Consider the following 25,043-nt stretch of genomic DNA (forward strand, 5'->3'; position numbering starts at 1 on the left):
ATTAATGATTGACGTATGAGGCTAAACGCATTTAGATCGATCTAAATTATTGCTGCCGGGAGGAAAAATCGGCACAGTTGCGTACCGGGAGGTTCAGCATTGTATAATTTCAACTTCGCGCCTGTTTTCGCGTCGCTGGATAAGTTGCTTGTCGGCGCATGGCAGACAATTGAATTGTCTTGCGCGGCGATGGTGCTCGGCCTGATTGTTTCGATAGTCTGCGCGCTTGGGAAGACGTCTGGACCAAAGCCAGCACGCTTAATCATTGATGCCTATATCGAAATTATCCGCAACACGCCGTTTCTGGTGCAGATTTTCTTCATCTTCTTTGGATTGCCTTCTGCTGGTTTGCGATTGTCGCCCAACAGTGCAGCGCTTCTTGCGCTGGTGGTGAACTTCGGCGCTTACGGTACCGAGATTATTCGTGCCGGCATTGAATCCATTCATAAAGGTCAGGTGGAAGCAGGAACCGCACTCGGTCTCTCAAAGCTGCAAGTGTTCCGCTATGTAATCATGAAACCAGCTTTGCGGACGGTTTATCCGTCACTCACCAGCCAGTTTATCTATCTGATGCTGACTTCGAGTGTGGTCTCCGTAATTTCCGCAAACGAACTTGCAGCTGCAGGTAACGATCTACAATCGGCGACCTTCGCGAGTTTTGAGGTCTACATTGTTATCACGCTCATGTATCTCGTCATGTCCATCGGTTTCTCGGCCATTTTCTCAATGATCGAGAAGGTGGCTTTTAAATACCCGTTGAGCCGATAGGAGCGGGCCATGATCAGACCTTTCGGCTGGAACGAATTTCTCATTATCGTCTATGCAGCGCAGTGGACCATTGCTCTTTCGGCTATTGCCTTTGTCGGCGGTGGCATCGGAGGGCTGCTTGTCGCGCTGATGCGTGTTTCGGACGCTCGTACCCCACGTTACATCGCACTCGGCTTTATCAGGCTGTTTCAGGGTACACCGCTTCTGATGCAGCTCTTCCTGATATTCTTCGGCCTTAATATTTTCGGTCTGGGTATCAACCCCTGGATTGCTGCGACGATTGCGCTGACATTGCATGCAAGCGCTTTTCTTGGGGAGATTTGGCGCGGCTGTATTGATGCAGTGCCGCCCGGCCAACGTGAAGCGGCGACGGCATTGGGGCTGCGCTACTACAATCGCATGCGCTATGTGATCCTGCCACAAGCCGCACGCATTTCGGTTGCGCCGACAGTGGGCTTTCTCGTGCAGCTCATCAAAGGCACTTCGCTTGCCGCAATCATCGGATTTACAGAACTGACGCGACAGGGACAGATCATCAACAACGCGACGTTCAGCCCGTTCATGGTGTTTGGCACGGTAGCGGCTGTCTATTTTGTCCTATGCTGGCCGCTATCGATTTTGGCACGCCGCATGGAAACGAGGTTTTCTCGCGCTACAGCTCGGTAATTGGGGGCTTAGGGGGAACGATCAGCATTTCCGACCGAATGTAAACCAACATGGCGTCAGGAAATGCGTTGAAAATAACGAAACGGTGCCGGTGAGGAGACTGGTACTTAATAGGGAAGGGATAAACATGACTATTACCAGACGTTTGGCAATGGCCCTGATTGGTGCGGGTGCCCTTGCAACGGCGTTGGCACCGGCTGCATTCGCTCAGACCGTTGACGACATCAAGTCCGCTGGAAAAATCAAGATCGGTATGCTGGTCGACTTTCCGCCATTTGGCATCATGAACACCAGCAATGAACCGGACGGGTATGACGCCGATGTCGCGAAGTTGCTGGCGAAGGAGCTGGGCGTCGACGCACAGATCGTGCCAGTCACCGGTCCAAACCGTATTCCTTATCTGCAGAGCGGACAGGTGGACGTTCTGGTTGCCTCGCTGGGCATCACCGAGGAACGGGCAAAGAGCGTTGATTTCTCGCAGCCTTATGCTGGTATTTCGATTGGCGTATTCGGACCGAAGGACACCGTTGTTACAAAGCCGGAGGAGCTTTCTGGCAAATCGATCGGTGTCGCTCGTGCTTCAACACAGGACACGGCAGTAACCAAGGTAGCGCCGCAGGACGCCAACATCCGTCGTTTCGATGATGATGCGAGCGCAGTGCAAGCCCTGCTTTCGGGACAGGTTGAGTTGATAGGGCTCTCCAATGTCGTGGCTGCCGAAATCGAAAAAGCTGCTCCGGGCCGCTATGATCAGAAAATCCAGCTCAGCCAGCAAGTACAGGGTATCGCTGTTCGCAAGGGGGCGACGGAAATGCTCGAATTCGTCAACAAGTTCATCGAAAAGGCAAAGAGCGACGGCGAACTGAACAAGATTCATGAAAAGTGGCTCGGTGCGCCACTGCCGGATTTTGTCTCTCAGGCAAAGTAAGCTCTCGAATTCCGTCATGCCCGTCCATCCGACGGGCATGACGATCCAGTCCACGAAAGTGAGTTTCTCGACATGAACCAGATGGCTCAGGGAAAAGCGAACCGGTTGCCGCAGGATGCTTCAGATCCTGCAGTGCTCATGCAGGGAGTAAACAAGTGGTACGGCACTTATCATGCTCTCAGAGATATTGATCTGAATGTCGCTCGCGGTGAACGCATTGTTATTTGCGGTCCGTCTGGCTCGGGGAAGTCGACCCTCATCCGTTGTATCAATCAGCTGGAGACCATTCAGAAAGGCCGCATCATTGTAGACGGCCACGATCTGACGGCAGGTGGAAAGAATGTAGATATCGTCCGGCAGGAAACGGGCATGGTTTTCCAGCAGTTCAACTTGTTTCCGCATATGACGGTGCTTGAGAATTGCACTTTGGCTCCGATGAAAGTGCGTGGCGTTTCGAAAGTTGAAGCTGAGAAGACAGCGCGCAAATACCTCGAGCGTGTCCGCATTCCTGAACAGGCGGATAAGTATCCGGCCCAGCTATCGGGTGGCCAGCAACAGCGTGTGGCGATTGCCCGTGCGCTATGCATGAATCCCAAGATCATGCTTTTTGATGAGCCGACTTCTGCACTCGATCCTGAAATGGTCAAGGAAGTTCTGGACACCATGATCGATCTCGCCAAGGAAGGCATGACCATGCTCTGCGTTACCCATGAAATGGGTTTCGCGCGGCAGGTGGCAGATCGTGTCATCTTCATGGATCAAGGACAAATTCTTGAAATGGCGGAGCCGGAGGAATTTTTCGGCAATCCGAAGCATGAGCGCACGAAGGCATTTATCGGTCAGATTTCCTGAGCGTCTCTAGTAGTTTAGTAATGGAGTTTGAAGTGACGAACGAAGTTCTGCTTATCGAGCCGATGATGCCGTTGATCGAAGAGCGATTGGATGCATCTTACAAGATTCTTCGTCTATACAAGCCGGAAGACACGACGGCGATTGACGCGGCACTTGGCACCATTTGTGCTGTTGTTACCGGTGGCGGAACGGGGCTTTCCAATGGTTGGATGGAGCGTCTGCCATCGCTCGGCCTCATTGCCATCAACGGCGTTGGGACGGACAAGGTCGATCTTGCTTTTGCGCGGGATCGCAATGTACATGTCAGCACCACACCTGGCGTTTTGACCGATGATGTTGCCGACACAGGCATTGCTCTCATGCTGGCGGTTATGCGCCATGTTGTTCAGGGCGATCAATTCGTGCGGGAAGGCAAATGGGAGCGCCGTGAAGTATTTCCTCTTGGCGTTAGTCCCAAGGGGAAGCGGGTTGGCGTCCTGGGCCTTGGCCAGATCGGAAAGTCGTTTGCACGACGTGCAGAAGCATTCGGCATGGAAGTACACTATTGGAACCGCTCTCCTGTCGCGGGCACGAACTGGATTGCCCATGCAACGCCCGCGGAACTAGCGCAGCAGAGCGACGTACTCGCAGTGTGCGTCGCGGCTAATCCGTCGACGGCGAATATTGTGAACGCGGATGTGCTAGCAGCACTTGGAAGCAAGGGTTATCTAATCAATGTGGCCCGCGGCAGCGTCGTCGACGAAGATGCGCTTCTGGCTGCTTTGAATAACGAAACTATCGCCGGTGCCGGTCTTGATGTTTTCGTCAACGAACCGACGATCAGGGAGGATTTTTTGTCCGCACCAAACACCGTACTGATGCCGCATCAAGGCAGCGCAACGGTTGAAACACGTGTCGGAATGGGTGAGCTCGTACTCGCCAATCTTGCCGCATATTTTTCCGGCGATGTCCCACCCACCAAAGTAAACTGAGTTATTCTTATGATTGTCAGGCAGGCCTTTTTTGAAGGCGCTATTCATGCTGGGCGCGAGGATGCGTTCAAAGCTTATGTCGCGAATATTCTTATGCCGATGTGGCTTGAATTTCCGGGCATCAGGGAAGTCCGAGTTCTTTATTCTGTCGAACGCGATGAAGGTGCGCCAGCCTATCCGATGGTGCTGTGGACCCAGTATGACAGTAGGGAAGCTTTGGCCAAAGCGCTTGCTTCACCTGTGCGATATGAAAGCCGGGAGGCAACGAAGGGGCTTCTGGAAATGTTCGACGGTCATATCCACCATCATGTTTTCGATCTCACCCTACGAGGGTGAGATCGTTTCTATTTTTCCCTTAAGCACCCCAGGTACGCTCAAGCACATTGATCCAGTTTGCATGGGCCAGCTTTACGATGGAAGCATCGTCGTAGCCGTGTTTACGGAAGGCGTCTATGACGAGCTGGAGATCACCGACATCGCGAAGCGTGGAAGAAATCGTGGTGCCGTCAAAATCGGAACCCAGAGCCAGATGGTCGATCCCGATGCGGTTGACAATGTAATCAGCATGGCGAACGAGTTCACTCAGATCCGTATTCGGATCGCGTTTTCCATCTTCGCGCAGGAATGAAACGCCAAAGTTAAGCCCGACGAGACCGCCAGTATCGCGAATGGCATCCAGCTGCTTGTCGGTCAGGTTGCGGCTTTGCTGGCAAAGCGCGTGCGCATTTGAATGCGAAGCCACGAGCGGCGCATCGGAAATTGCCGCTATGTCCCAGAAGCCTTTCTCGTTCATGTGGGAAAGGTCGACCATGACTTTGAGTTCATTGCAGGCGCGAATGAGCGCTTTACCATGATCGGTGAGGCCCGGGCCGATGTCAGGCGACGCCGGAAACCGGAACGGGATGCCATGGGCAAAAATATTCGGACGGCTCCAGACAGGCCCAAGCGTTCTGAGGCCTGCCTCATGCAATACATAAAGGGCATCAAGGTCTTCGCTAAAAGCCTCCACACCTTCGATATGATAGACAGAAGCAAAAATGCCGTTGGCAAAGGCATCACGAATATCGGCTGCAGTTTTGCAAATACGGACCTTGCCTTCTGACGCCCGTTCGATTTTCAGAAGGATTGCCGACATGGCGAGCGTTGCCTTCATCGCATCCGTCTGGCTCGGCGTCGCCAGATTGCCATTAGTGTCGAGTTCTCGTGAAGGCGAGGGCACATATACTGCGCACAAGCCGCCGCCGAGCCCACCCTTCTGCGCACGTGGAAGGTCGATATGGCCGACATTTTCTCCTTCAAGAAAACGCTTTTCAGGCGAGGAAGCATGCGATGACCACAGGCGCAACAGCACGTCGTTGTGACCATCGAAAACGGGTATCTTCTGTTCTGTCGCCATGGGGAAGCCTTTTCAAAATCAAGTCTGGTATTTGAGAGGGGTGATGGACCCAAGCGAGAAGAATTGCAAATGCGATTTCGGTCACTTGATATGACGGCCCTGCATGAAGGGCTATTCTTTCTTGCAAAAGCTCTCCTTTAGTTTGCCCTCATGCAAACTCTGCATAGGGAATGCAAAATTCTGCATTGGCCCCTGCCTCCGCTGACGTGATAGCGGGAAGCTGGAAAAATATATCCAGAGATAGAACGCTGTCGATAAGCGCCCGATGTCAGGGAGCCATTCAGAAAGCGTTGCAAGAGGAGCTCTCAATGATTTCAAGACGCGGTTTTCTGGCAGGTGCGGCTGCCGTTCCTTTCCTGTCCTATGCGAGCATTCTGCCTGCCATTGGAGCCGGGCGTCAGGATATTCTGGTTGTGGCCCAGCAGCTCGACAATATGACCAGTCTTGATCCGCATGAGAGCTTCGAAGCTGTCGGCAGCGAAGTCTGCAACAACATGTACCAGCGTCTGGTACATCCAAGCCTTTCCAATCCGGACCAGGTGGAAGGCGGCGTTGCTGTTTCCTGGGAAGCCGACGCTGATGGGAAGGTCTTCATCTTCAAGATCGATCCTAATGCAAAATTTGCAAGCGGCGCGCAGATCACGGCTGAAGATGCTGCTTTCTCGCTGCAGCGTGCGATCAAGATGAACAAGGGCCCGGCTTTCATCATTGGCCAGTTCGGTTTCACGCCAGAGAATGCAGAAAAGAACATCGTAGCGACCGATCCGTCGACATTGTCTCTGACGGTCGAGCAGTCGACATCGCTGCCGTTCCTGCTGTATTGCCTGTCGGCAAGCGTTGCCAGCATCGTGGAAAAGAAGACCGTTCTGGAAAATGCATCCGGTGACGATCTCGGTAACGGCTGGCTTCAGAAGAACAGCGCCGGTTCGGGCGAATGGGTTCTCGTTTCCTGGAAGCCGAGCGAAAGCATCATCCTGAACGTTAATCCACATGGCGCATACAAGGGCAATGTGAAGCGCATCCTTCTGCGTCACGTCGCGGACCCGTCTTCGCAGCTCTTGATGCTTCAGAAGGGTGATGTCGATATTGCCCGCAATCTGACGTCCGAGCAGTTGAGGGTTCTTCAGGGCAATGGTGATTTCGAGCTCGTCACCAAGGCAATCGCGGGCATTGGCCTGATGTCTCTCAATCAGAAGATTGAAAAGCTTACTAATCCAAAGCTCTGGCAGGCGATCAAGTGGGCGGTCGACTATCAGGGCATTCAGAAGAACATCGTTCCGCTGACGCACAAGGTGCACCAGACCATCATCCCGGAGGGTTTCCCCGGTGCGGTTAACGAAACGCCATTCCAGAAGGATTTGGAAAAGGCGAAAAGCCTGATGCAGGAAGCTGGTCTTGCCGATGGTTTTACCATCAAAATGGATCATTATTCTGCTCAGCCTTGGCCGGATATCGCACAGGCCATTCAGGCGAACCTCGCCGAAATTGGAATCAAGGTCGAACTTCTGGCCGCAGAGAACCGTCAGGTCCTCACCAAAATGCGTGCTCGCGAGCACGAAATTGCGCTGACCGCCTGGGGTTCTGACTACTTCGATCCGAACACTAATGCCGACGTTTTCTGTAACAATCCGGATAATTCGGATAATGCGGCTACCAAGCCTTTCGCCTGGCGCTCGTCCTATCAGAACGAGGAGTTCGCGAAGAAGTCGATTGCAGCCCGCGATGAACGCGATTCAGCAAAGCGCATCGAACTCTATGAGAATCTGCAGCGCGAATTCATGAACGATAGTCCGTTTATCGTGATGCTTCAGACCGTTACCACAGCTGCCTGCCGCAAGGATGTTACCGGAATGCGTCTCGGCGTCTTGTCCGATTCTCATTCCTATGCAGGGATCGCCAAGGCGTGAAGAAAAGCCTCAAGAACCTGACCGGTATCCTGAGCAGCGTGTTAATCACGCTGTTCGGGCTTATGGTCATTACCTTCATGATCGGCCGCGTCATGCCGGTCGATCCTGTTATTGCTGCGGTGGGCGACAATGCGCCAGAGGCTGTTATCCAGCGCGTCCGCGCGGAGATGGGGCTCGATCAGCCACTTGTAATCCAGTTCGTGCATTATGTCGGGCAGGTCCTGCACGGCGATTTCGGCAACTCTATTCTGACCCGTAATCCGGTGACACAGGATATCGCCCGTTATTTTCCCGCGACATTGGAACTGGCAACGGCTGCGCTTCTTGTTGCTGCTCTTATCGGTATTCCGCTGGGGGTGTGGGCTGCTGTCCGGCAGGGTTCCATCGTCGACCAGACGATCCGCGTGATCTGTCTTGCAGGGCACTCTGTTCCCGTTTTCATGCTGGCACTGATATCGCTTCTCGTCTTCTATGCGACGCTCGATATAGCGCCCGGTCCGGGACGACAGGACATCATCTATGAAGGCATGATCCCGCATGTTACCGGCCTGCTCACGATCGATACTCTTATTGAGGGCGACTGGGACGCGTTCCGGGATGCCGTCTATCACATGATTCAGCCGGTTCTGATCCTCGCTTACTTCAGCATGGCGTATATCACGCGTATGACCCGCGCTTTCATGCTTGACGCGCTCAAGGGTGAGTTCGTGATTACGGCACGTGCGAAAGGCCTGTCGCTGACCTCGGTCATCTGGAAACATGCTTTCCCGACCGTTGCCGTGCAGCTCGTGACAGTTCTGGCTCTCACCTATGCAGGTCTGCTGGAGGGTGCTGTCGTGACCGAGACGGTCTTCAGCTGGCCGGGCTTGGGACAGTATCTGACCGTGTCGCTGATGAATGCCGATATGAATCCGGTGGTGGGCGCTACACTGCTCATCGGTATCATTTATGTCGGGCTCAACCTGCTCGCCGATATCCTCTACAAAGTTCTGGATCCGCGTGTCCGATGATTTTTGCCAATTTTCATAACTGGGCGCTAGATGACTCGCCTGCTTCTCGTTCTCAGGCTAACTGGGGCAGGCGCTACCGCATTTGGGTGAACCTTCGGGCCAATCCGCTCGCGATGATTGGTCTCTTTATCATTGTCGCTTTCGTCGTTTTGTCGTTGGCCGCACCATTGCTGGCGCCATATGATCCGAGTGTTCAAGACCTAGGCAACCGTCTGTCTGCTCCCACTGCCGCGCATTGGTTCGGGACTGATGAGCTAGGCCGCGATATCCTATCGCGCATTCTTTACGGTGGCCGCGTAACCCTTGGAATGGTTATCGCTGTTGTCATTCTCGTTGCGCCGATCGGGCTCTTTATCGGTTGTATCGCCGGCTATTTCGGCGGGATTGTTGACACCGCGTTGATGCGCGTCACTGATGTCTTTCTTGCGTTTCCTCGGTTGATCCTGGCGCTGGCCTTCGTGGCTGCGCTGAAGCCAGGTGTTGAAAGTGCCGTGCTTGCAATCGCATTGACTGCGTGGCCACCCTATGCGCGTCTGGCGCGTGCGGAAACCATGACTTTGCGCAAGAGCGATTTCATTGCAGCCGCCAAGCTGACCGGTGCATCGCCATTCCGCATCATTTTGCGTCACATCATGCCGCTTTGTGTGCCGAGCGTCATTGTGCGCATTACGCTCGACATGAGCTCGATCATCATCACCGCCGCAAGCCTTGGCTTCCTCGGAATGGGTGCACAGCCGCCGTCGCCCGAATGGGGTGCGATGATTGCCACTGCCAAGCGCTTTATCTTTGAACAATGGTGGGTTGCCACCATCCCCGGCATCGCGATCTTCCTCGTATCGCTCGCCTTCAATTTCCTCGGCGACGGTCTGCGCGACGTGCTCGATCCGAAGCAGAATTGAGAGAACAGATGCTGGTTGATATTAAAAATCTGCAGATCAGCTTTGAAACGCGCACCAGCCGTTTCGATGCTGTTCGCGGGATCTCGCTTCAGCTTGGTCGTGAAAAACTGGGCATTGTCGGTGAAAGTGGCTCGGGCAAGTCCTTGACCGCGCGAGCCCTCATGAAATTGCTGCCGCCAATCGCTGAAGTGAAGGCCGGCAAGCTTTCATTCGATGGCATCGACATTCTGTCAGCCACCGAACGTGGCATGCGTCAGATACGCGGCAAGCGGGCAGGCTTTATTCTTCAGGACCCCAAATATTCGCTTAATCCGGTCAAGACCATTGGCGTGCAGGTAGCTGAAGCGTGGCGTACTCACAAAGGCGGTAGCAAACGTCAGGCAATGGATGCTGCGGTTGATCTTCTGGATCAGGTTATGATCCGCAATCCGCGTGAAGTGGCGAAGCTTTATCCGCACGAAGTTTCTGGTGGCATGGGCCAACGTGTCATGATCGCCATGATGCTGGCGCCCGATCCCGAACTGCTCATTGCTGACGAGCCGACATCCGCGCTCGACGCTACCGTTCAGGCGGAAATTCTTCGCCTGATCGACGATTTGGTTTCCAAGCGCGGAATGGGACTTCTCCTCATCAGCCACGATCTTCCACTCGTGTCGCATTTCTGCGACCGTGTCATGGTCATGTATATGGGCCGTGTCATGGAAGAATTGAAAGCCGCCGAACTTGTGCGTGCTGAGCATCCTTATACGAAGGGGCTTCTCAATTGCATTCCATCGCTCATGCATCCTCGTGATCGATTGCCGGTTCTTAATCGCGAAGAAAGCTGGCTGAACTCATGATAGTCATTGATCAACTTCGTATCAGCTTCAACGAGCGTGAAGTCGTCAAGGGTGTGTCCTTCAATGTCGAGAAGGGCGGGAGCTTTGGAATTGTTGGTGAAAGCGGCTCGGGTAAATCCACTATTCTGCGCGCAATGGCGGGTCTCAACGAACAATGGAGTGGCCGCATCGCTTTCGACGGGAAGGACGTTGCCCTAAAGCGCGCACCCGCCTTCTTCCGTCAGGTGCAGATGGTGTTTCAGGATCCCTTTGGCTCACTGCATCCACGCCAGACCATCGACCGTATCCTGAGCGAGCTTCTGCTGGTTCATGGTATCGGCGATATCGACAAGCGTATTGAAAAGGTTCTTGACGAAGTCGCGTTGCCCAAAGCTGCGCGGTTCCGTTTTCCGCACCAGCTTTCAGGCGGACAACGCCAGCGCGTGGCAATTGCGCGAGCCCTGATCGCCGAACCGGAAGTTCTGTTACTGGACGAACCGACATCGGCGCTTGATGTCTCGGTACAGGCTGAAATTCTCAATCTTCTCGCGGACTTGCGCGCTGAAAAGAATCTCACTTATGTGCTGGTGAGCCACAATCTCGCTGTGATCGCGCATCTCTGCCCGCAGGTGGGGGTGATGCAACATGGCGAGATGGTGGAACAGCTTAGCGCCGATGATTTGCGCGCTGGGCGAACGACACATCCGCATACCACAGAATTGCGCGCGCTAAGCGTCAATCTGGAAGAACCTGCCTGACGGAGTTTTCATGTCAACGCATGCTGACTGGAATGCGGCTTCGCTTGCCGCGAAAGTCTTGTCGAGAACCTGGGCCACGGATGAGCCGGGTGGCGTCATCATCGGTTTCGGCCCAGATGGAGTGAAATTTGCCTATGCGAGCGGGCTTGAAAACCTGTCTACGGGCGTGCCGTTCACGGCGAATACAGTCGTTCGCTACGCATCAGTCACGAAACATGCGTTTTGTGCGATGGTTCTCAAGCACAGCGATATCATCGGCCTCGAGGATCGGCTCGGCGACCATCTGCCGGAGTTGCAAAGTCCACTAGCCGATGTCACCGTGGGGCGTGCACTCGACATGACTGGTGGTCTGCCCGATACGCGGGAATGCCTCACACTTCTGGGGCTGTCTGTTTATACAGAAACGGAAGCGGGTCAGCTTCTGGATTACCTTGCTTCTCTCAACCGGCTCAATTTCGAAGCGGGTTCGGAAATTTCGTATTCCAACACCGGTTATCGTCTGGTGGAAGCTGCACTGGAGCGAAAAGGGTTTCGCTTCAATGATTTCGTTAAATCGGATATTGCGCTGCCTCTCGATATTTTCATGGAAGCGCCGGACGTCTGGAATGATCCGGTCGCGGGCCTGGTTCCCGGTTACTGGAAGTCTGACGAAAAATGGCAGCTCAGCTCTGCTGGCCTGCACATTTCGGCTTCTGGCAGCCTGACTGGCAGTGGCATGGCGCTGACCAAATGGGCACAAGCACTTGTTAATGGCGAGGGCGTGTTCAAAGGTTTGCTCGATAAACTGTCAGCTGACCGTCGTCTCTCTGACAGACGAGTAACCGGTTACGGTCTTGGGCTGCGGTGGAACGAAGTGGCTGGCAAGCGGTTTGTTGGACATGGTGGCTCGCATCCCGGCTACAAGAGCTATTTTCTGCTCGATCCAGCCGCGAAAACCGGCATGATTGTTGTTTCAAATCGTGAAGACGCCAACACCTATAAGATGGCGCGAGATTGCATGGCCGCTCTCAACGGATTGTCGTTGCCAGAGACCAATTGCACGATCCCCGACGGGCTTTATGTGACGGAGAGTGGACCGTTCTGGCTGGAAATGCGCAACGGTATAGCCAACTGGCTTGATTCCGAAGACACGCTTTACGATATCGGCGATGGCTGGTTCTCATCCCTGTCGCCGTCTTCGCCGGTTGAACTCCGCTGGACGGGTACGGAACTGGAGGGTGAGATTGGTTACGTATCTCGCCGGTTGAAGCCGGTGACACCGAAACCTGTGTGCCGGGAACTCGACGGCCACTGGCAGGCATCGCCCTATGGCGCCAGTTTCGATATCAAGGATGGTCACCTCATCATGGGTATAGGCCCGGCACGCCGAGCCATGCCGCTGGAAGACCTCGGTCAGGGGCGCGCGCTGTTTACGTTGCATGACGGCCCTTGGACCAAGCGCGTCTGTCTGCATAAGCTTGATGACAATCGGGTCGAGCTCGTTCTCAGCCGAGCCAGAATGATCGAATACGTCCGGTAATCTGGACATTCGTGGGTTATGGACGCGGCGGAAGGGTGACCTTACCGCCGCGTCTTGCATTGTGGTAACTTTCGACAATTGATTCCGAATGTGAGGTGACGTGATGCTGGAACGGATGATCGATCAGGGCGCAGGTCGGGAACCTGCCGACATCGTGCTGAAGGGCGGCCGTTTCTTCGATCTCGTAACCGGTGAACTTGTTGAAAGTGACATCGCAATCTGCGGTGACCGGATTGTTGGAACATTCGGCAACTATCAGGGCAAGCATGAAATCGACATTTCCGGACGGATCGTCGTGCCGGGATTTATCGATACGCATCTTCACATAGAATCTTCCCACGTAACGCCGCATGAGTTCGACCGGTGTGTATTGCCACAGGGCGTTACCACGGTCATTTGCGACCCGCACGAGATTGCGAATGTGCTGGGTGCTGAAGGCATAAAGTTTTTCCTCGATAGCGCGTTGGAAACCGTCATGGATATCCGCGTGCAGCTTTCAAGCTGTGTGCCCGCGACCCATATGGAAACGTCTGGCGCCGAGCTTCTGATCGATGATCTGTTGCCTTTTGCTGACCATCCCAAGGTGATCGGTCTTGCGGAGTTCATGAACTTTCCAGGTGTTCTGGCGAAAGATCCCGAATGCATGGCGAAGCTCAAAGCGTTTCAGGGACGCCATATTGATGGTCATGCGCCGCTTCTGCGCGGGCTCGATCTGAACGGCTATATTTCCGCAGGTATTCGCACCGAACATGAGGCGACAAGTGCGGAAGAAGCGCTGGAAAAGATGCGTAAGGGCATGCATGTATTGGTGCGCGAAGGGTCAGTTTCCAAGGATCTGAAAGCGCTTATGCCGATCATTACCGAGCGCCACGCGCAGTTTTTGGCACTGTGCACAGATGACCGGAATCCGCTCGATATTGCCGATCAGGGCCACCTCGATTATCTTATCCGCACGGCGATTGCAGGCGGCGTGGAGCCGATTGCCATCTACCGGGCCGCTAGCGTTTCTGCCGCCCGCGCTTTCGGTCTTTTTGATCGCGGTCTGGTTGCGCCGGGCCAGCGCGCCGACCTCGTTGTGGTGGATAGTCTCGAAGGTTGTCACGCTGAAATCGTGTTGTCGGCGGGCAGGGTGATTTCAGAGGATTTGTTTGCCGCTCGCAAGACTGTTGCTCCTGTCGGGCGCAATAGCGTCAAGGCATCGAAAGTCAGTGTTTCCAGTTTCCGCTCTCATTCCAACAGCGGCAAGACGCGTGCAATCGGTATAATTCCGGGCAAGATCATAACGGAAAGCCTCGAATTCGATCTGAAGGTTGGCCCGAACGGCGTTGAACCCGATTTCGAAAAGGATGTGGTCAAGATTGCCGTTGTCGAACGTCACGGCAAAAATGGAAATATTGCGACCGGCTTTGTGCACGGCTTCGGCTTGAAATCAGGTGCAATCGCGTCAACCGTCAGTCATGACAGCCATAATATCTGTGTGGTTGGCACGTCAGACGAAGATATTGCTGCAGCTGCCAATCGGTTGGGCGAAATTGAAGGTGGTTTCGTTGTCGTGCGCGATGGCAAGGTGTTGGCTGAAATGCCTTTGCCCATTGCCGGATTGATGAGCGCCGAGCCATATGAAACTGTCCGCGACCAGCTTCGCGTGCTGCGTCATGCAGCGGAAGAACTGGGTTCCGTTCTGGAGGAGCCATTCTTGCAACTGGCCTTCATCGCCTTGCCTGTGATCCCGCATCTCAAGATCACTGACCGCGGCCTCGTGGACGTCGACAAATTTGCATTTGTCGGGAACTGATCAATGCAACCCGCCGACACCCAGCAGTTCTTCTACGGTCTGCTGGTTTTTGGTGAGTTCTGCTGAAGTGCCAGACCACGCGATGCGCCCACGTTCCAGTATGATGACGTGATCGGCGAAATCGAGTGCACTCTGGATGCGCTGTTCGACAAGCAGGATCGTCATGTCTCCCTTCTGTGCAAGTGTCGAGAAAGCAGCCATCAGTTCTTCGCAGATGACAGGAGCAAGGCCTTCCAGCGGTTCGTCGAGCAGCAGCACTGTCGGTCGCCCGAGAATGCTGCGCGCGGTGGAAAGCATCTGTTGTTCTCCCCCGGAAAGCTGCGACCCAAGATTGCTGCGTCGTTCCTTAAGACGCGGAAACATCGCATAGGCTTCTTCGAGCGCATTCTTTGGTCGGTTTTTGAGGCCAACGAAGAGATTTTCTTCGACGGTGAGGGTCGGAAAAACATCACGAGTTTGCGGCACATAACCGAGACCAGCAATTGCGCGCGCGGCTGATGGAAGCGTGGCGATATTCTTTCCATTCAGCAGAATTTCACCGCCATAACGGCGCGTTTGCCCTGCGATAGTGGCAAAGAGGCTGGTCTTGCCGACACCATTGCGGCCCAGAATGGCAAGTCGCGATCCCGGTTCTGCTTTGAACGATACATTCTCGATGACGCGCGTGGGGCCGTAACCGGAGGAGAGATTGCGAATTTCAAGCGAGGCGGCACTCATTGCGCATAGCTCCCGAGATAGGCTTCGCGGACGCGGGCATCCTGCACGACGTCTTCCGGCAATCCGTCAAAGATCACAGTTCCGGCAGCTAGAACGACCACACGCTTTGCGAAGCGAAAAACGAGGTCCATATCGTGCTCGATCATGAGTACTGCCAGATCGGCCGGTAGTCGGTCGAGCGCTTCCTCAATGCGGCCCGTGTCGCTCTGTGGAACACCCGCAGCTGGTTCATCAAGCAGCAGAACTTTGGGTCGAAGCGCCAATGCAAGTGCAATCTCCAGAAGCCGCTGTTGGCCATATGCGATCTCACTCACCCGCAACTGTCCGAGATGCCGAAGCCCGAGCGTATCGAGAATATCGCGCACTTCATCCATGACTTCAGGCATTTTGCGATAGTTTCCGAGAATACGTCCCGTCTTGCCTTCGCGTTGCAAAACAGCAAGAGCCACGTGTTCTTCGGGTGTCATGTCGAAGAAGAGACGGGTCACCTGAAATGAACGCACCAGTCCACGCCTGACGCGCTGCATGGCGTTGAGCCGGGAGACGCTCTCTCCATCCAATGCCACGGTGCCAGAAGTTGCCGCGAGGTTGCCTGTAACCAGATTGACGAAAGTGGTCTTGCCCGCTCCATTGGGACCAATGAGGGCGACGCGGTCGCCTTTCGCCATACTGAGCGAAACATCGTTTGTAACTGCCAGACCGCCGAAACTTTTGTGCAGTTTCGTTACTTCAAACACGGTACTCATTTGCGGCGCGCCTTCTTTTCAAAGTAATAGGCGACGGTTCCATAGAGGCCGCGCGGCGCGAATAGCACGACGGCGATCAGCAGAACCCCAACCATTGTAAGCCAGTGGAAGGGGTTTGCAGCAGAGACGAGGTCTTCGAACCACATGAAGACAACTGTGCCGATCAGTCCTCCGAACAGCGATCCCGTGCCACCGAGAACCAGCATTACCAAAGCTTCCGCCGACATGGTGAAGCTAAGACTGTCTAGTCCGACAACCTGCGTTGAAATGGCGTTCAGCGCGCCACCGATGCCAGCAACAGCGCCCGAAATGACATACATGCGAAGCTGTGCTGACTGGACCGAAGCGCCCATGGCATGAATGCGGATCGGGTCTTCTTTCACACCTCGGCAAAGCATACCGAAGGGTGAACGAACAACATAACGTAGGAAGATGAACGAAACGAGCAGCAGGAATACGGCATAGACATAGACCGTGTGTCCGTAGAGATCGAACTCGAACATGCCAAAGATCGGATCGGGTGAAATGCCGCTTAGTCCGTCACTGCCGCCGGTCCAGCTTGATGCCTTGTTTGCAGCTTCGTGGAACAGATGAACAACGGCAATCGATAGAACGAGTTGAGCGAGCCCGTGTGCGCGCAGAATAACGGCTCCGGAAACAAGCCCGGTGATAGCTCCTGCAACAAGACCGATAAGTGTCATCAGGATCGGGTCGGTAATACCGAAATGGGCAGCAGCGATGCCGGCACCATAGGCACCAGCGCCAAACAAAGCAGCATGGCCGAGCGTTGCTATACCGCAATAGCCCGTCACCAGATCGAGTGACAATACGAGCAAGGCAATGGCAATGATGCGTGTCAGCAGCGCCAGATTGTCGGGGAACAAAAACCAGCCGCAAATACTGGCAGCGATAATTGCTGCTACGCCAGCAAGACCCGCATAGGAGTGACGGTATTGGGAGAGAGCTTGCGTCATATCGGTCATTTTTTGGCCAGCCTTCCTGCAAGACCACGCGGGAACAGCGTCACAATGACGATTACTGCCAGATAGAAGAAGAACTCGCCATATTCCGGTGCCAGATAACGCCCGGTTGTATCGATTGCTCCGAGCAGGAGGCAGGCAATCAGCGCTCCGGGTATGGAGCCTGCGCCGCCGACAGAGACGACGACCAGAAATGTCACCATGTAGCGGAGTGCATAGTAGGGTTCGACAGGTAGAAGTTCGGCGCCGACGACACCGCCGAAAGCTGCAAGCCCAATGGCAAGCGCAAAGCTGATGGCGTAAACGATTTCGGTTCTGACACCGAGTGCAGCCGCCATGTTGGCATTGTCGACGGCAGCGCGCAGTTTCACGCCGAAGGCAGTGCGTTCGATGATGTACCAAAGACCAAGGGCCACCGCGAAGCCGCACCCGATTGCAAAGATGCGATGCTTGGCAATTGCCCGAAAGCCGATATCGACAGATCCACGCAACATTTCAGGCAAAGGAATGGTCTTCAGCGTTGGTCCGAATATATAGTTGGTGAGACCGATAATGCAGAAAGTGATACCGATGGTCATCAGCACCTGCGTCAGTTCAGGCGCCCCATAAATGCGCCGATAGAGCAATCTCTCCACGGGAACGGCGATTATCATCGTGCCGACGACCGCGATGATGATCGCAAAGCCGTAATTGAGGCCAAGCTGCTGGGCAGCATAGGATGCAAAATAGCCGCCGATCATTGCAAATGCGCCGTGAGCGAGATTGACGACGCGCATCAAGCCCATGGTGACCGAAAGGCCGATGGAAATGACGAAAAGCACCATGCCATAGGCGAGGGCATCGACAGCAATGCTGAGCACAGTCTGCATTGAGTGGTCCTGTTGGGCGTATCCCGAAAAACGCGAAAAGGTTTTCGGGTACGCGTTAAAATAAGCAGTTGTGAGCCATGAGCGCGCGCTTTACGCCTGCTCAGGCATCAAGGCGTTAACTCTTGAATGCCGGAGTTATTGAGCTTTTAGGCCGGGGTCGCCCTGCTTCTCGAAGGTTTGAATTTCCTTGTTATAGTAAGTGCCGTCATCAGCCTTGGCTACTTCGCGCAGATAGATGTTCTGCGTCATATGGCGGCTTTCGGGATCGATGGATACAGGGCCGCGAGGACTGATCCATTCCATGCCTTTCACGGACTCTACCGCTTTTTCAGCATCTTTTTCACCGCTGGTCGCTTCGATCATCTTGTAGATGACATGCATGCCATCATAAGCGCCGACCGAAGGGAAGGACAATTCCACAGGATTGCCGATGGCCTTTCGAGCTTCCTCGACAAACTTCTTGTTTTCTGGCGAGTCATGCGAGACTGCATAGTGGAAAGTCGTCAGAACACCGAGAGCATTTTCTCCGAGTGCGGGAAGATCGGATTCCTGTGTCAGGTCACCTGGAGCAAAAAGCTGAATGCCCGAGCCTTTCAATCCGTTGTCGACATAGGATTTCATGAAACCGAGCGTGGTTGGTCCAGACGGCAGAAAAGCGAACACGCCTTGCGCGCCAGAGTCTTTGATACGCTGCATGATAGGACTGAAATCGTTCGTAGCGAGCGGCATGCGAATAGCTTCGACCACTTCGCCACCGGCTTCTGTGAACGCTGCCTTGAAAGCGTTTTCCGCATCCACGCCCGGCCCGTAATCGCTGACAACCGAGATGACTTTCTTCACACCCTTGTCGAGTGCAACCTTTGCGATCGGGGTTGACGTTTGCCATGTGGTGAACGAGGTGCGCACCACATAAGGGCTCTTCGTGACAATGGAAGAGGTGGCGGCATTCATGACGACCATCGGCACATTGCCCTGTTTGAGAATGGGCGTAACCGCCATGGCGTCAGGGGTGAAATAGAAGCCAGCAAGATACTGCACGCCTTCCTTGACCACGAGTTCCTGCGCAAGCGCCTTCGATTGCGCAGGATCGGCCTGCGGCACATCGCGATAAACGATCTCGACAGTGTCATCGCCGATCGTGTTGCCGTGCTCTGTCATATAGGCGTCGATACCGGCCTTGAAGTTCTTGCCCTGAAGAGCAAACGGGCCTGAAAATGGACCAATGACGCCGACCTTTACCACATCGGCATAAGCTGCTGATGCTGTGAGTGAAAAGACCGCAAGCGCGGTGAATGCAATTTTCTTCATGTTCTCCTCCCTATCGCCCACCATTCCCGCGCGTGACTGTCTCGTCGCAACAGGGAATGTCCTGATTTCAGCATGCCTATCTAATTGGTCATGTAAAATGAAAAATTCCTTATAAACGATACCCGGATGGTTATGTGTCCGAGAATTGTTCGTTTCCGATTCGAACCACCTTATCGATCAGGATTGATGCAATCTTGAGTGCACTGCCAGTCGACGCAACAATTTGCGGCAGGATCATCCATTCGATCATCCAAGCCGCGCCTGAGCGCTCCTGCTCGTGCACCATAGCCTGATGCAACCCACCCATTTGGGCTGCGTTGAAACGGGCAAGGCTGACCAGTATCTCTGCCGACACCGGATTTTGCTTGTGCGGCATGGCGGATGAACCGCCGCCGCCTGTCAAGGAGAGTTCGGTGCCCAGTTCAGCCATAAGCGCAATATCTTGCCCGAATTTTCCAAGAGTACCCGTGATGAGCGAAAGCAGATTGCCGAACTCGACAATGAAGGCCCGCTGGCTATGCCATTGCGGGCTATCGTGCAATCCGAGCCTATCAGCCAGCAAAGCACGCAGAGCCGGTGCCTGATCACCGAATTTTTCAAGCGTTCCGGCTGCACCGCCGAACTGTACGGGAAAGACGATGGTGTTCAGTTTGGTCTCATAAGCGTTGAGCGGGTTTTTCCAGCTTGAGATGCGGTCCGATACGGTGATCGGAATAGCGGATTGCATACGTGTATAACCCGTCAGAGCATTCCTTCCGAACGTCGCATCAAGCCAATCGAAACGCTGCGTGAGTTGCTGAATTCGCCCATAAAGAATTGTACTTGCGCGTTTCAGCCGCAAAATCAGGCTCGTATCGATGGCATCCTGGCTCGTCGCGCCGAAATGAACGTATTCGCCGTAATCCGTTCCGACCGCCAGACGCAGTTCTTTCACGAGTGAGGGAATGACAACCCCGTCACGCGCTGTCGCTGTTGCCAGATTAGATAGGTGGGGTTCGAACGTTTCTGAGGCTTGTTTGATCGCTTGTCCTGCCTCGACCGGTATCAAGCCGAGCCCCGCTTGAGCTTCAGCCAGAGCCGCTTCAAAGCGCAACATCTCGGCAATATCAGCCGCCGCAGTAAACAGGCTCAATATCTCTTCGTCGTCGCCGAAAAGCTGTGCCAGAAACGGATGTTCGAAGACCGAGATGCTCATGCGTCAAATATCGAAAAAGACAGTTTCTTTCTCGCCCTGCAAGTGAATATCGAAATGATAGACGCTACCCTCACGCTGACCAATCAGTGTTTGCGCCCGGCTGCGATGTTCGATACGAGCAAGGACCGGATCCTCTGCATTCGCATCGGCTTCATCGGAAAAATACATCCGCGTCTGCAGTCCGAGATTAATGCCGCGGGCCACGATCCACAAGGTAACGTGTGGTGCCATGAGGCGGCCATCTTTGAAAGAAACGCGGCCAGGTTTGATCGTCTCGAAAGTGAACTCGCCCGTGTCCATATGGCTCGGACAACGGCCCCATCCACGAAAACCAGGCTCGGCCTTGCCGCCGGTTTCGGAGGGGCTGTTATAGAGGCCCTTCGCATCAGCCTGCCATATTTCTACCAACGCATCGCGGAGTGGTGCGCCCATGCCATCAATGACATGGCCGTTAATGGTAATGCGTTCGCCTGTCGTCTTCTCATCATAGAGAGGGCCGGAGCCGAGATCCTGCTCGAAAATGCCGTTGATGCCGACAAAATTGGGTGTCAATCCGATATGGACGTAAGGGCCCGCAGTCTGTGATACGGTTTCTTTCAGATAGCCGAGAGGTTGCACCATATCAGTTGCCCTCCGGGCGATTTTCAAACAAGGTTGCGCGGCGCCCGCGCAACACAATGTCGAACTTGTAGGCAAGCATATCCATCGGCAAATTAGCGCTCATGTCCAGAGGTGCGACCAGCCGTTCGACAGCTGATTTGTCGGGAATAGTTTTCACGATAGGGCAAATCCAGATCAGCGGATCGCCCTCGAAATACATCTGTGTGATGAGGCGCTGTGCAAAGCCATGACCGAACACAGAAAAATGGATGTGAGCCGGACGCCAGTCATTCACACCATTTGGCCAGGGGTACGGGCCCGGCTTTATGGTCTTGAACCAGTAGTAGCCGTTTTCGTCCGTGACCGTGCGACCGACGCCGCCGAAGCTGGGGTCGATGGCCGCAAGATAGGTTTCTTTCTTGTGGCGATAACGCCCGCCAGCGTTGGCCTGCCAGAATTCCAGCAGTGCGCCTGGAACAGGACGGCTACTCTCGTCCAGAACACGGCCATGCACAAGAATGCGTGGGCCTATCGGCATTTCGCCGGGGCGCGCATAATTGAGGATGAGGTCATTATCCAGCTCGTGCAGCATACTGTGCCCGAATACCGGGCCCGTAATTTCACTTTTGGTGCCTTCGAGCGAAAGCAAAGCACGAGTAGGCGAGCGAAGGACGGAGGTCTTATACCACGGCGTATAAGCCGGTGGATGCATGGACAGATCGCGAGCAAAGAACGGAGTTGCCTCCGGCAGACTGTTCTTCATTTTTCATCTTCCTCCGCTTCCATCTGCGCATAGGTCTGCTTTGCGATCTTGAAAGCGTGGTTCGATGCCGGAACCCCCGCATAGATTGCGACATGCATCAATGCTTCGCAGATGTCCTCCTTCGTTGCGCCCGTATTTTTCGTAGCGCGTATATGCATGGCAACTTCATCGTCTTGCCCGAGTGCTGCAAGCAGTGCAATCGTAACGATCGACCGTTCTCGTTTGGTCCAGCCGGGTCGCGCCCAGACCGTGCCCCATGCGGCTTCTGTTATAAGCTCCTGAAACGGAGCATCAAGGTCGGTTGCACCGTTTGACGCGCGATCCACATGCGTATCGCCCAGAACTGAACGGCGTACGTTCATGCCGATCTTGTAGCGTTCCGACCGCACTGCCTTGTCAGCCATGGCTACTCTCCATGTTAGAATCTGTTTGAAATAAAGTTGCGCAACAGCGAGACATAGGCATCGGGCTGTTCAACGCAGGGAATGTGACCGCTGGTGGCAATCTCTGCGAAATCTGCTTCAGGGATAAGACTTGCCAGTTCGCGCACAAGGGTAGGCGGCGTGGAGCCGTCCTGATCACCGACCAGACAAAGTGTTGGCACCGAAATAGTTCTGGCTACTTCGGTGAAATCCGCTTCACGCAGCGCGGCACAGGTGGCCGCATAGCCGTCGAGCGGTTGCCGAACGAACATATTGCAATAGGCATGATAGGCAGGATTATCGGAGCGGCGATAGTCGGACGTGAACCAGCGGGGCATTGTCGCGTCGAGGATGCTTGAAAGGCCATCTTGCTGAATAGCAGCTATGCGCGCGTCCCACATCGCTGCTGTACCGATCTTGTGAGCAGTGTTGGACAAAACGAGTCCGGCCACCAGATCGGGGCGCACTGCATAAACACCTTGCGCAATCAGTCCACCGACGGAAAGACCGCAAATGATCGCCCGTTCTATCGAAAGCTTGTCGAGCAGGTTGATGAGGTCGGTCGCAAGGAGTTCGATTGTGTAGGGGGTGGCTCCGACATCTGAAAGGCCGTGGCCGCGCTTATCATAAACGAGCGTCGATACGTCGTTGCGCAGGCGTGCGCGAACTTCATCCCATATCCGGAAATCGGTTCCGAGCGAGTTGATGAAAACCAGAACAGGCTTCTCTGCGGCTATTGGCTGGAAATCATAATGCATGACGACGTCGTTTACGGATGCGAACTGCACAGCTTTCTCCTCTTACATCGCACTGTCGTGCTTTGAACTGGTTAAGTAAAATGATATTATTGGCAAAAATCATAACTACAGGGTTATAGATAGGTGATTGGGAACAGGATCAAATTTCGTCATCTGCATACGTTTGTTGAGGTTGCGCGACAGAAGAGTGTGGTCAAGGCCTCCGAACTCCTGAGTATCAGCCAACCAGCAGTGACCAAGACGATGCGTGAGCTGGAGGAGATTCTGGGCGTTCCAGTAGTGGAGCGCGATGGTCGTGGCATAAGGATAACGCGGTTTGGTGAAGTATTCCTGCGTCATGCTGGGACGGCTTTGACCGCCTTGCGGCAAGGGCTGGATTCCGTGTCGCAAGAATTGGATGGATCAGGACCGCCTATTCGTATTGGCGCCTTGCCGACAGTCTCAACACGCATCATGCCGAAAGCGATGAGCCTGTTTCTCGCGGAAAGAACGTCTAGCCGTGTAAAAATCGTTACGGGTGAAAATGCTGTTCTTCTGGAGCAGCTACGGGTTGGCGATCTCGATCTGGTTGTAGGGCGGCTTGCCGCGCCGGAAAAGATGACCGGTTTTTCATTCGAGCATCTTTATTCGGAGCAGGTTCGATTTCTTGTCAGGACAGGGCATCCCCTGACGGACGGACGTGCGGTTTTCGAGCATCTGGCTGACTACCCGGTTCTGATGCCGACACGCAATTCAATCATTCGCCCGTTTGTGGATCGTTTGCTGATTACGAACGGTATAGGTGCCCTGCCAGTTCAGATTGAGACCGTTTCCGATGCATTCGGACGTGCTTTCGTCCGCGACAGTGATGCGGTGTGGATCATTTCAGAAGGTGTTGCTGCCGGAGATGTATCTGAAGGCAAGCTTGTCGCTCTTTCCATCGATACAAGCGAAACAAAAGGTCCGGTAGGGTTGACCATGCGAACTGACACGACACAGACAGCCGCTATGCAAATTCTGATCCAGACGTTGCGCGAAGCTGCTGGTGTGAAGCTCTAGAGATTAACGCGGTCAGCTACCCAAATAAGGTAGCTGACCGCGCTATTTGCAAGAAGTTCTGGCCGGAACTTCTTGCTGGGGGTTCGATTAGCAATAAAACTCTACATCAATTCTAAAATAAAGCATCAGTTTTATATGTTTTATTAAATAATATTAGTTACGTCTTATTTATAGTATTCACCGTTCAGAACGGCAATCCGACGTAGTTTTCAGCAAGTGCGGTTGAGGCAGCTTCGGAAGTGCAGAAGTAGTCAAGTTCTGCTTCCTGCACTTTCTGATCAAACGGAACCATATCAGGGAATCGGTGTAGCATTTTGGTCATGGACCATGAAAAGCGTTCGGCCTTCCAGATGCGCGCAAGCGCATTAGCAGAATAAGCATCGATGCCAGATTTTGATTTGTCCAGATAAAACTCTCTCAATCCTTCGTAAAGATAGTGCACGTCGCTGGCGGCGAGGTTTAGCCCTTTCGCACCTGTCGGAGGAACAATATGGGCGGCATCTCCAACAAGGAAAAGCTGTCCAAAGCGCATTGGTTCAGCCACGAAAGAGCGTAGAGGCGCAATGGATTTCTCGAAAGACGGTCCGGTTATCATTGCTTCGGCATGATGTGCCGGAAGGCGACAGCGCAGTTCATCGTAAAAGCGCTCGTCGCTCCAGTCTTCGATCTTTTCATCAAGTGAACATTGGATGTAGTAACGGCTGCGTGTGAGCGACCGCATGGAGCAAAGCGCAAAACCTCGTTCGTGGTTGGCATAGATCAACTCATGAGCGACCGGCGGAATGTCGGCCAGTATGCCGAGCCAGCCAAAGGGATAGACCTTTTCAAAGATATCGATTGCCTTGTCTGGTACAGATTTGCGGCTTATGCCGTGATACCCGTCACATCCAGCGATGAAATCGCAGTCGATGCGATGGGTTTTGCTGCCTTTCTCGTAGGTAATATATGGCGATGTCGTATCGAAATCATGCGGTGTTACGTTGACGGCTTCATAAATGCTGGTGGTGTTCGACTTCCGCCGTTCATCCATAAGATCGTGCGTCATCTCAGTCTGGCCATAAACCGTAACGCGCTTGCCGGTCAGTTTGTGCAGGTCGATACGGTGATCCCGACCGTCGAAGGCGAGTGAGAAACCGTCATGTCGCAATCCCTCTGCGTGAAGGCGTGTTGAAGCTTCGGCTTCATCCATCAGATTGACAGTGCCTTCTTCCAAGACGCCAGCACGTACACGGCCCAGAATATAATCCGCGCTGACGCGATCCAGCACGACATTGTCTATCCCGGCTTTAGTCAGAAGTTGGCCGAGGAGCAGGCCGGCCGGGCCCGATCCGATGATTGCCACCTGAGTGCGCATAAGTTC

25 protein-coding genes and 1 pseudogene are annotated in these 25,043 nt (G+C 54.1%); 14 read left to right on the forward strand and 12 right to left on the reverse strand.

Annotated elements, in window-relative coordinates; genetic code table 11:
- The first annotated feature begins 99 nt into the window (after positions 1-99).
- From CES86_RS25045 to CES86_RS25070, 6 genes are all read left to right on the forward strand, one after another.
- Entirely contained in the window at positions 100-768 is a 669-nt protein-coding gene (locus tag CES86_RS25045) for an amino acid ABC transporter permease (protein ID WP_094515689.1), read from the forward strand.
- A gap of 9 nt (positions 769-777) precedes the next feature.
- Positions 778-1,434, forward strand: a complete 657-nt coding sequence (locus CES86_RS25050) for an amino acid ABC transporter permease (RefSeq protein ID WP_094515690.1) — start codon at positions 778-780, stop codon at positions 1,432-1,434.
- Positions 1,435-1,561: 127 nt separating this feature from the next.
- Positions 1,562-2,362 (forward strand): transporter substrate-binding domain-containing protein, encoded by an 801-nt coding sequence (locus CES86_RS25055; RefSeq protein WP_012093121.1) that lies wholly within the window; start codon positions 1,562-1,564, stop codon positions 2,360-2,362.
- Positions 2,363-2,434: 72 nt separating this feature from the next.
- Positions 2,435-3,214: an amino acid ABC transporter ATP-binding protein gene (locus tag CES86_RS25060; protein ID WP_012093120.1), complete on the forward strand. Its 780-nt coding sequence runs from the start codon at positions 2,435-2,437 to the stop codon at positions 3,212-3,214.
- Between the two features lie 20 nt (positions 3,215-3,234).
- Entirely contained in the window at positions 3,235-4,185 is a 951-nt protein-coding gene (locus tag CES86_RS25065) for a 2-hydroxyacid dehydrogenase (protein ID WP_012093119.1), read from the forward strand.
- Positions 4,186-4,194: 9 nt separating this feature from the next.
- Positions 4,195-4,521, forward strand: coding sequence for a hypothetical protein (locus CES86_RS25070; protein ID WP_094515691.1), 327 nt, complete (start codon positions 4,195-4,197; stop codon positions 4,519-4,521).
- A gap of 19 nt (positions 4,522-4,540) precedes the next feature.
- On the opposite strand, the gene CES86_RS25075 is transcribed toward CES86_RS25070, so the two are convergent.
- Positions 4,541-5,581 (reverse strand): dipeptidase, encoded by a 1,041-nt coding sequence (locus CES86_RS25075; RefSeq protein WP_094515692.1) that lies wholly within the window; start codon positions 5,579-5,581, stop codon positions 4,541-4,543.
- A 308-nt stretch (positions 5,582-5,889) separates the two neighbouring features.
- Between CES86_RS25075 and CES86_RS25085 the strand changes: the two genes are divergently transcribed.
- The 7 genes and pseudogenes from CES86_RS25085 (at position 5,890) to ade (ending at position 14,287) form a co-directional block, all read left to right on the forward strand.
- A complete protein-coding gene (locus tag CES86_RS25085; RefSeq protein WP_012093115.1) occupies positions 5,890-7,488 on the forward strand; it encodes an ABC transporter substrate-binding protein in 1,599 nt (532 codons plus the stop codon).
- Complete coding sequence (locus tag CES86_RS25090) at positions 7,485-8,498, forward strand: ABC transporter permease (RefSeq protein ID WP_010658927.1); 1,014 nt, start codon at positions 7,485-7,487, stop codon at positions 8,496-8,498. Before CES86_RS25085 ends, CES86_RS25090 begins: the two co-directional genes overlap by 4 nt.
- A complete protein-coding gene (nikC, locus tag CES86_RS25095) occupies positions 8,495-9,397 on the forward strand; it encodes a nickel transporter permease (RefSeq protein ID WP_036587315.1) in 903 nt (300 codons plus the stop codon). Before CES86_RS25090 ends, nikC begins: the two co-directional genes overlap by 4 nt.
- Before the next feature lie 8 nt (positions 9,398-9,405).
- Positions 9,406-10,236 carry an ABC transporter ATP-binding protein gene (locus CES86_RS25100; RefSeq protein ID WP_094515693.1) on the forward strand — a complete coding sequence of 277 codons (831 nt, stop codon included), beginning with the start codon at positions 9,406-9,408 and terminating at the stop codon, positions 10,234-10,236.
- Positions 10,233-10,973, forward strand: a complete 741-nt coding sequence (locus tag CES86_RS25105) for an ABC transporter ATP-binding protein (RefSeq protein ID WP_094515694.1) — start codon at positions 10,233-10,235, stop codon at positions 10,971-10,973. Before CES86_RS25100 ends, CES86_RS25105 begins: the two co-directional genes overlap by 4 nt.
- Before the next feature lie 10 nt (positions 10,974-10,983).
- On the forward strand, positions 10,984-12,492 hold the full coding sequence (locus CES86_RS25110) for a serine hydrolase domain-containing protein (protein ID WP_012093110.1): 1,509 nt from the start codon (positions 10,984-10,986) through the stop codon (positions 12,490-12,492).
- Between the two features lie 54 nt (positions 12,493-12,546).
- A pseudogene (ade, locus tag CES86_RS25115) lies at positions 12,547-14,287 on the forward strand (adenine deaminase).
- Here ade and CES86_RS25120 read toward each other — a convergent pair.
- The 10 genes from CES86_RS25120 to pcaD form a co-directional block, all read right to left on the reverse strand.
- The gene (locus CES86_RS25120; RefSeq protein ID WP_094515696.1) at positions 14,288-15,004 is read right to left on the reverse strand and encodes an ABC transporter ATP-binding protein; all 717 of its coding nucleotides are present in this window, start codon (positions 15,002-15,004) and stop codon (positions 14,288-14,290) included.
- The gene (locus CES86_RS25125) at positions 15,001-15,750 is read right to left on the reverse strand and encodes an ABC transporter ATP-binding protein (RefSeq protein ID WP_012093106.1); all 750 of its coding nucleotides are present in this window, start codon (positions 15,748-15,750) and stop codon (positions 15,001-15,003) included. Before CES86_RS25125 ends, CES86_RS25120 begins: the two co-directional genes overlap by 4 nt.
- On the reverse strand, positions 15,747-16,733 hold the full coding sequence (locus CES86_RS25130; protein WP_012093105.1) for a branched-chain amino acid ABC transporter permease: 987 nt from the start codon (positions 16,731-16,733) through the stop codon (positions 15,747-15,749). The genes CES86_RS25125 and CES86_RS25130 overlap by 4 nt, the downstream gene beginning before the upstream one ends.
- A complete protein-coding gene (locus CES86_RS25135) occupies positions 16,730-17,599 on the reverse strand; it encodes a branched-chain amino acid ABC transporter permease (protein ID WP_094515697.1) in 870 nt (289 codons plus the stop codon). The genes CES86_RS25130 and CES86_RS25135 overlap by 4 nt, the downstream gene beginning before the upstream one ends.
- Positions 17,600-17,734: 135 nt before the next feature.
- Complete coding sequence (locus tag CES86_RS25140; protein WP_012093103.1) at positions 17,735-18,907, reverse strand: ABC transporter substrate-binding protein; 1,173 nt, start codon at positions 18,905-18,907, stop codon at positions 17,735-17,737.
- A gap of 130 nt (positions 18,908-19,037) precedes the next feature.
- Positions 19,038-20,102, reverse strand: coding sequence for a 3-carboxy-cis,cis-muconate cycloisomerase (locus CES86_RS25145; protein ID WP_012093102.1), 1,065 nt, complete (start codon positions 20,100-20,102; stop codon positions 19,038-19,040).
- Between the two features lie 3 nt (positions 20,103-20,105).
- The gene (pcaG, locus tag CES86_RS25150) at positions 20,106-20,723 is read right to left on the reverse strand and encodes a protocatechuate 3,4-dioxygenase subunit alpha (RefSeq protein WP_012093101.1); all 618 of its coding nucleotides are present in this window, start codon (positions 20,721-20,723) and stop codon (positions 20,106-20,108) included.
- 1 nt (position 20,724) lies between these two features.
- Positions 20,725-21,465, reverse strand: a complete 741-nt coding sequence (pcaH, locus tag CES86_RS25155) for a protocatechuate 3,4-dioxygenase subunit beta (protein ID WP_094515698.1) — start codon at positions 21,463-21,465, stop codon at positions 20,725-20,727.
- Positions 21,462-21,869, reverse strand: a complete 408-nt coding sequence (gene pcaC, locus CES86_RS25160; RefSeq protein ID WP_012093099.1) for a 4-carboxymuconolactone decarboxylase — start codon at positions 21,867-21,869, stop codon at positions 21,462-21,464. Before pcaC ends, pcaH begins: the two co-directional genes overlap by 4 nt.
- 14 nt (positions 21,870-21,883) lie before the next feature.
- Positions 21,884-22,675, reverse strand: a complete 792-nt coding sequence (pcaD, locus tag CES86_RS25165) for a 3-oxoadipate enol-lactonase (protein WP_094515699.1) — start codon at positions 22,673-22,675, stop codon at positions 21,884-21,886.
- Positions 22,676-22,768: 93 nt separating this feature from the next.
- Between pcaD and pcaQ the strand changes: the two genes are divergently transcribed.
- Positions 22,769-23,683 carry a pca operon transcription factor PcaQ gene (gene pcaQ, locus CES86_RS25170; protein ID WP_094515700.1) on the forward strand — a complete coding sequence of 305 codons (915 nt, stop codon included), beginning with the start codon at positions 22,769-22,771 and terminating at the stop codon, positions 23,681-23,683.
- Positions 23,684-23,867: 184 nt separating this feature from the next.
- Here pcaQ and pobA read toward each other — a convergent pair whose 3' ends face one another.
- Positions 23,868-25,037 (reverse strand): 4-hydroxybenzoate 3-monooxygenase, encoded by a 1,170-nt coding sequence (gene pobA / locus CES86_RS25175; protein ID WP_094515701.1) that lies wholly within the window; start codon positions 25,035-25,037, stop codon positions 23,868-23,870.
- Positions 25,038-25,043 lie beyond the last annotated feature (6 nt).

This window comes from Brucella lupini (genome assembly GCF_002252535.1).
Lineage (GTDB): Bacteria > Pseudomonadota > Alphaproteobacteria > Rhizobiales > Rhizobiaceae > Brucella > Brucella anthropi.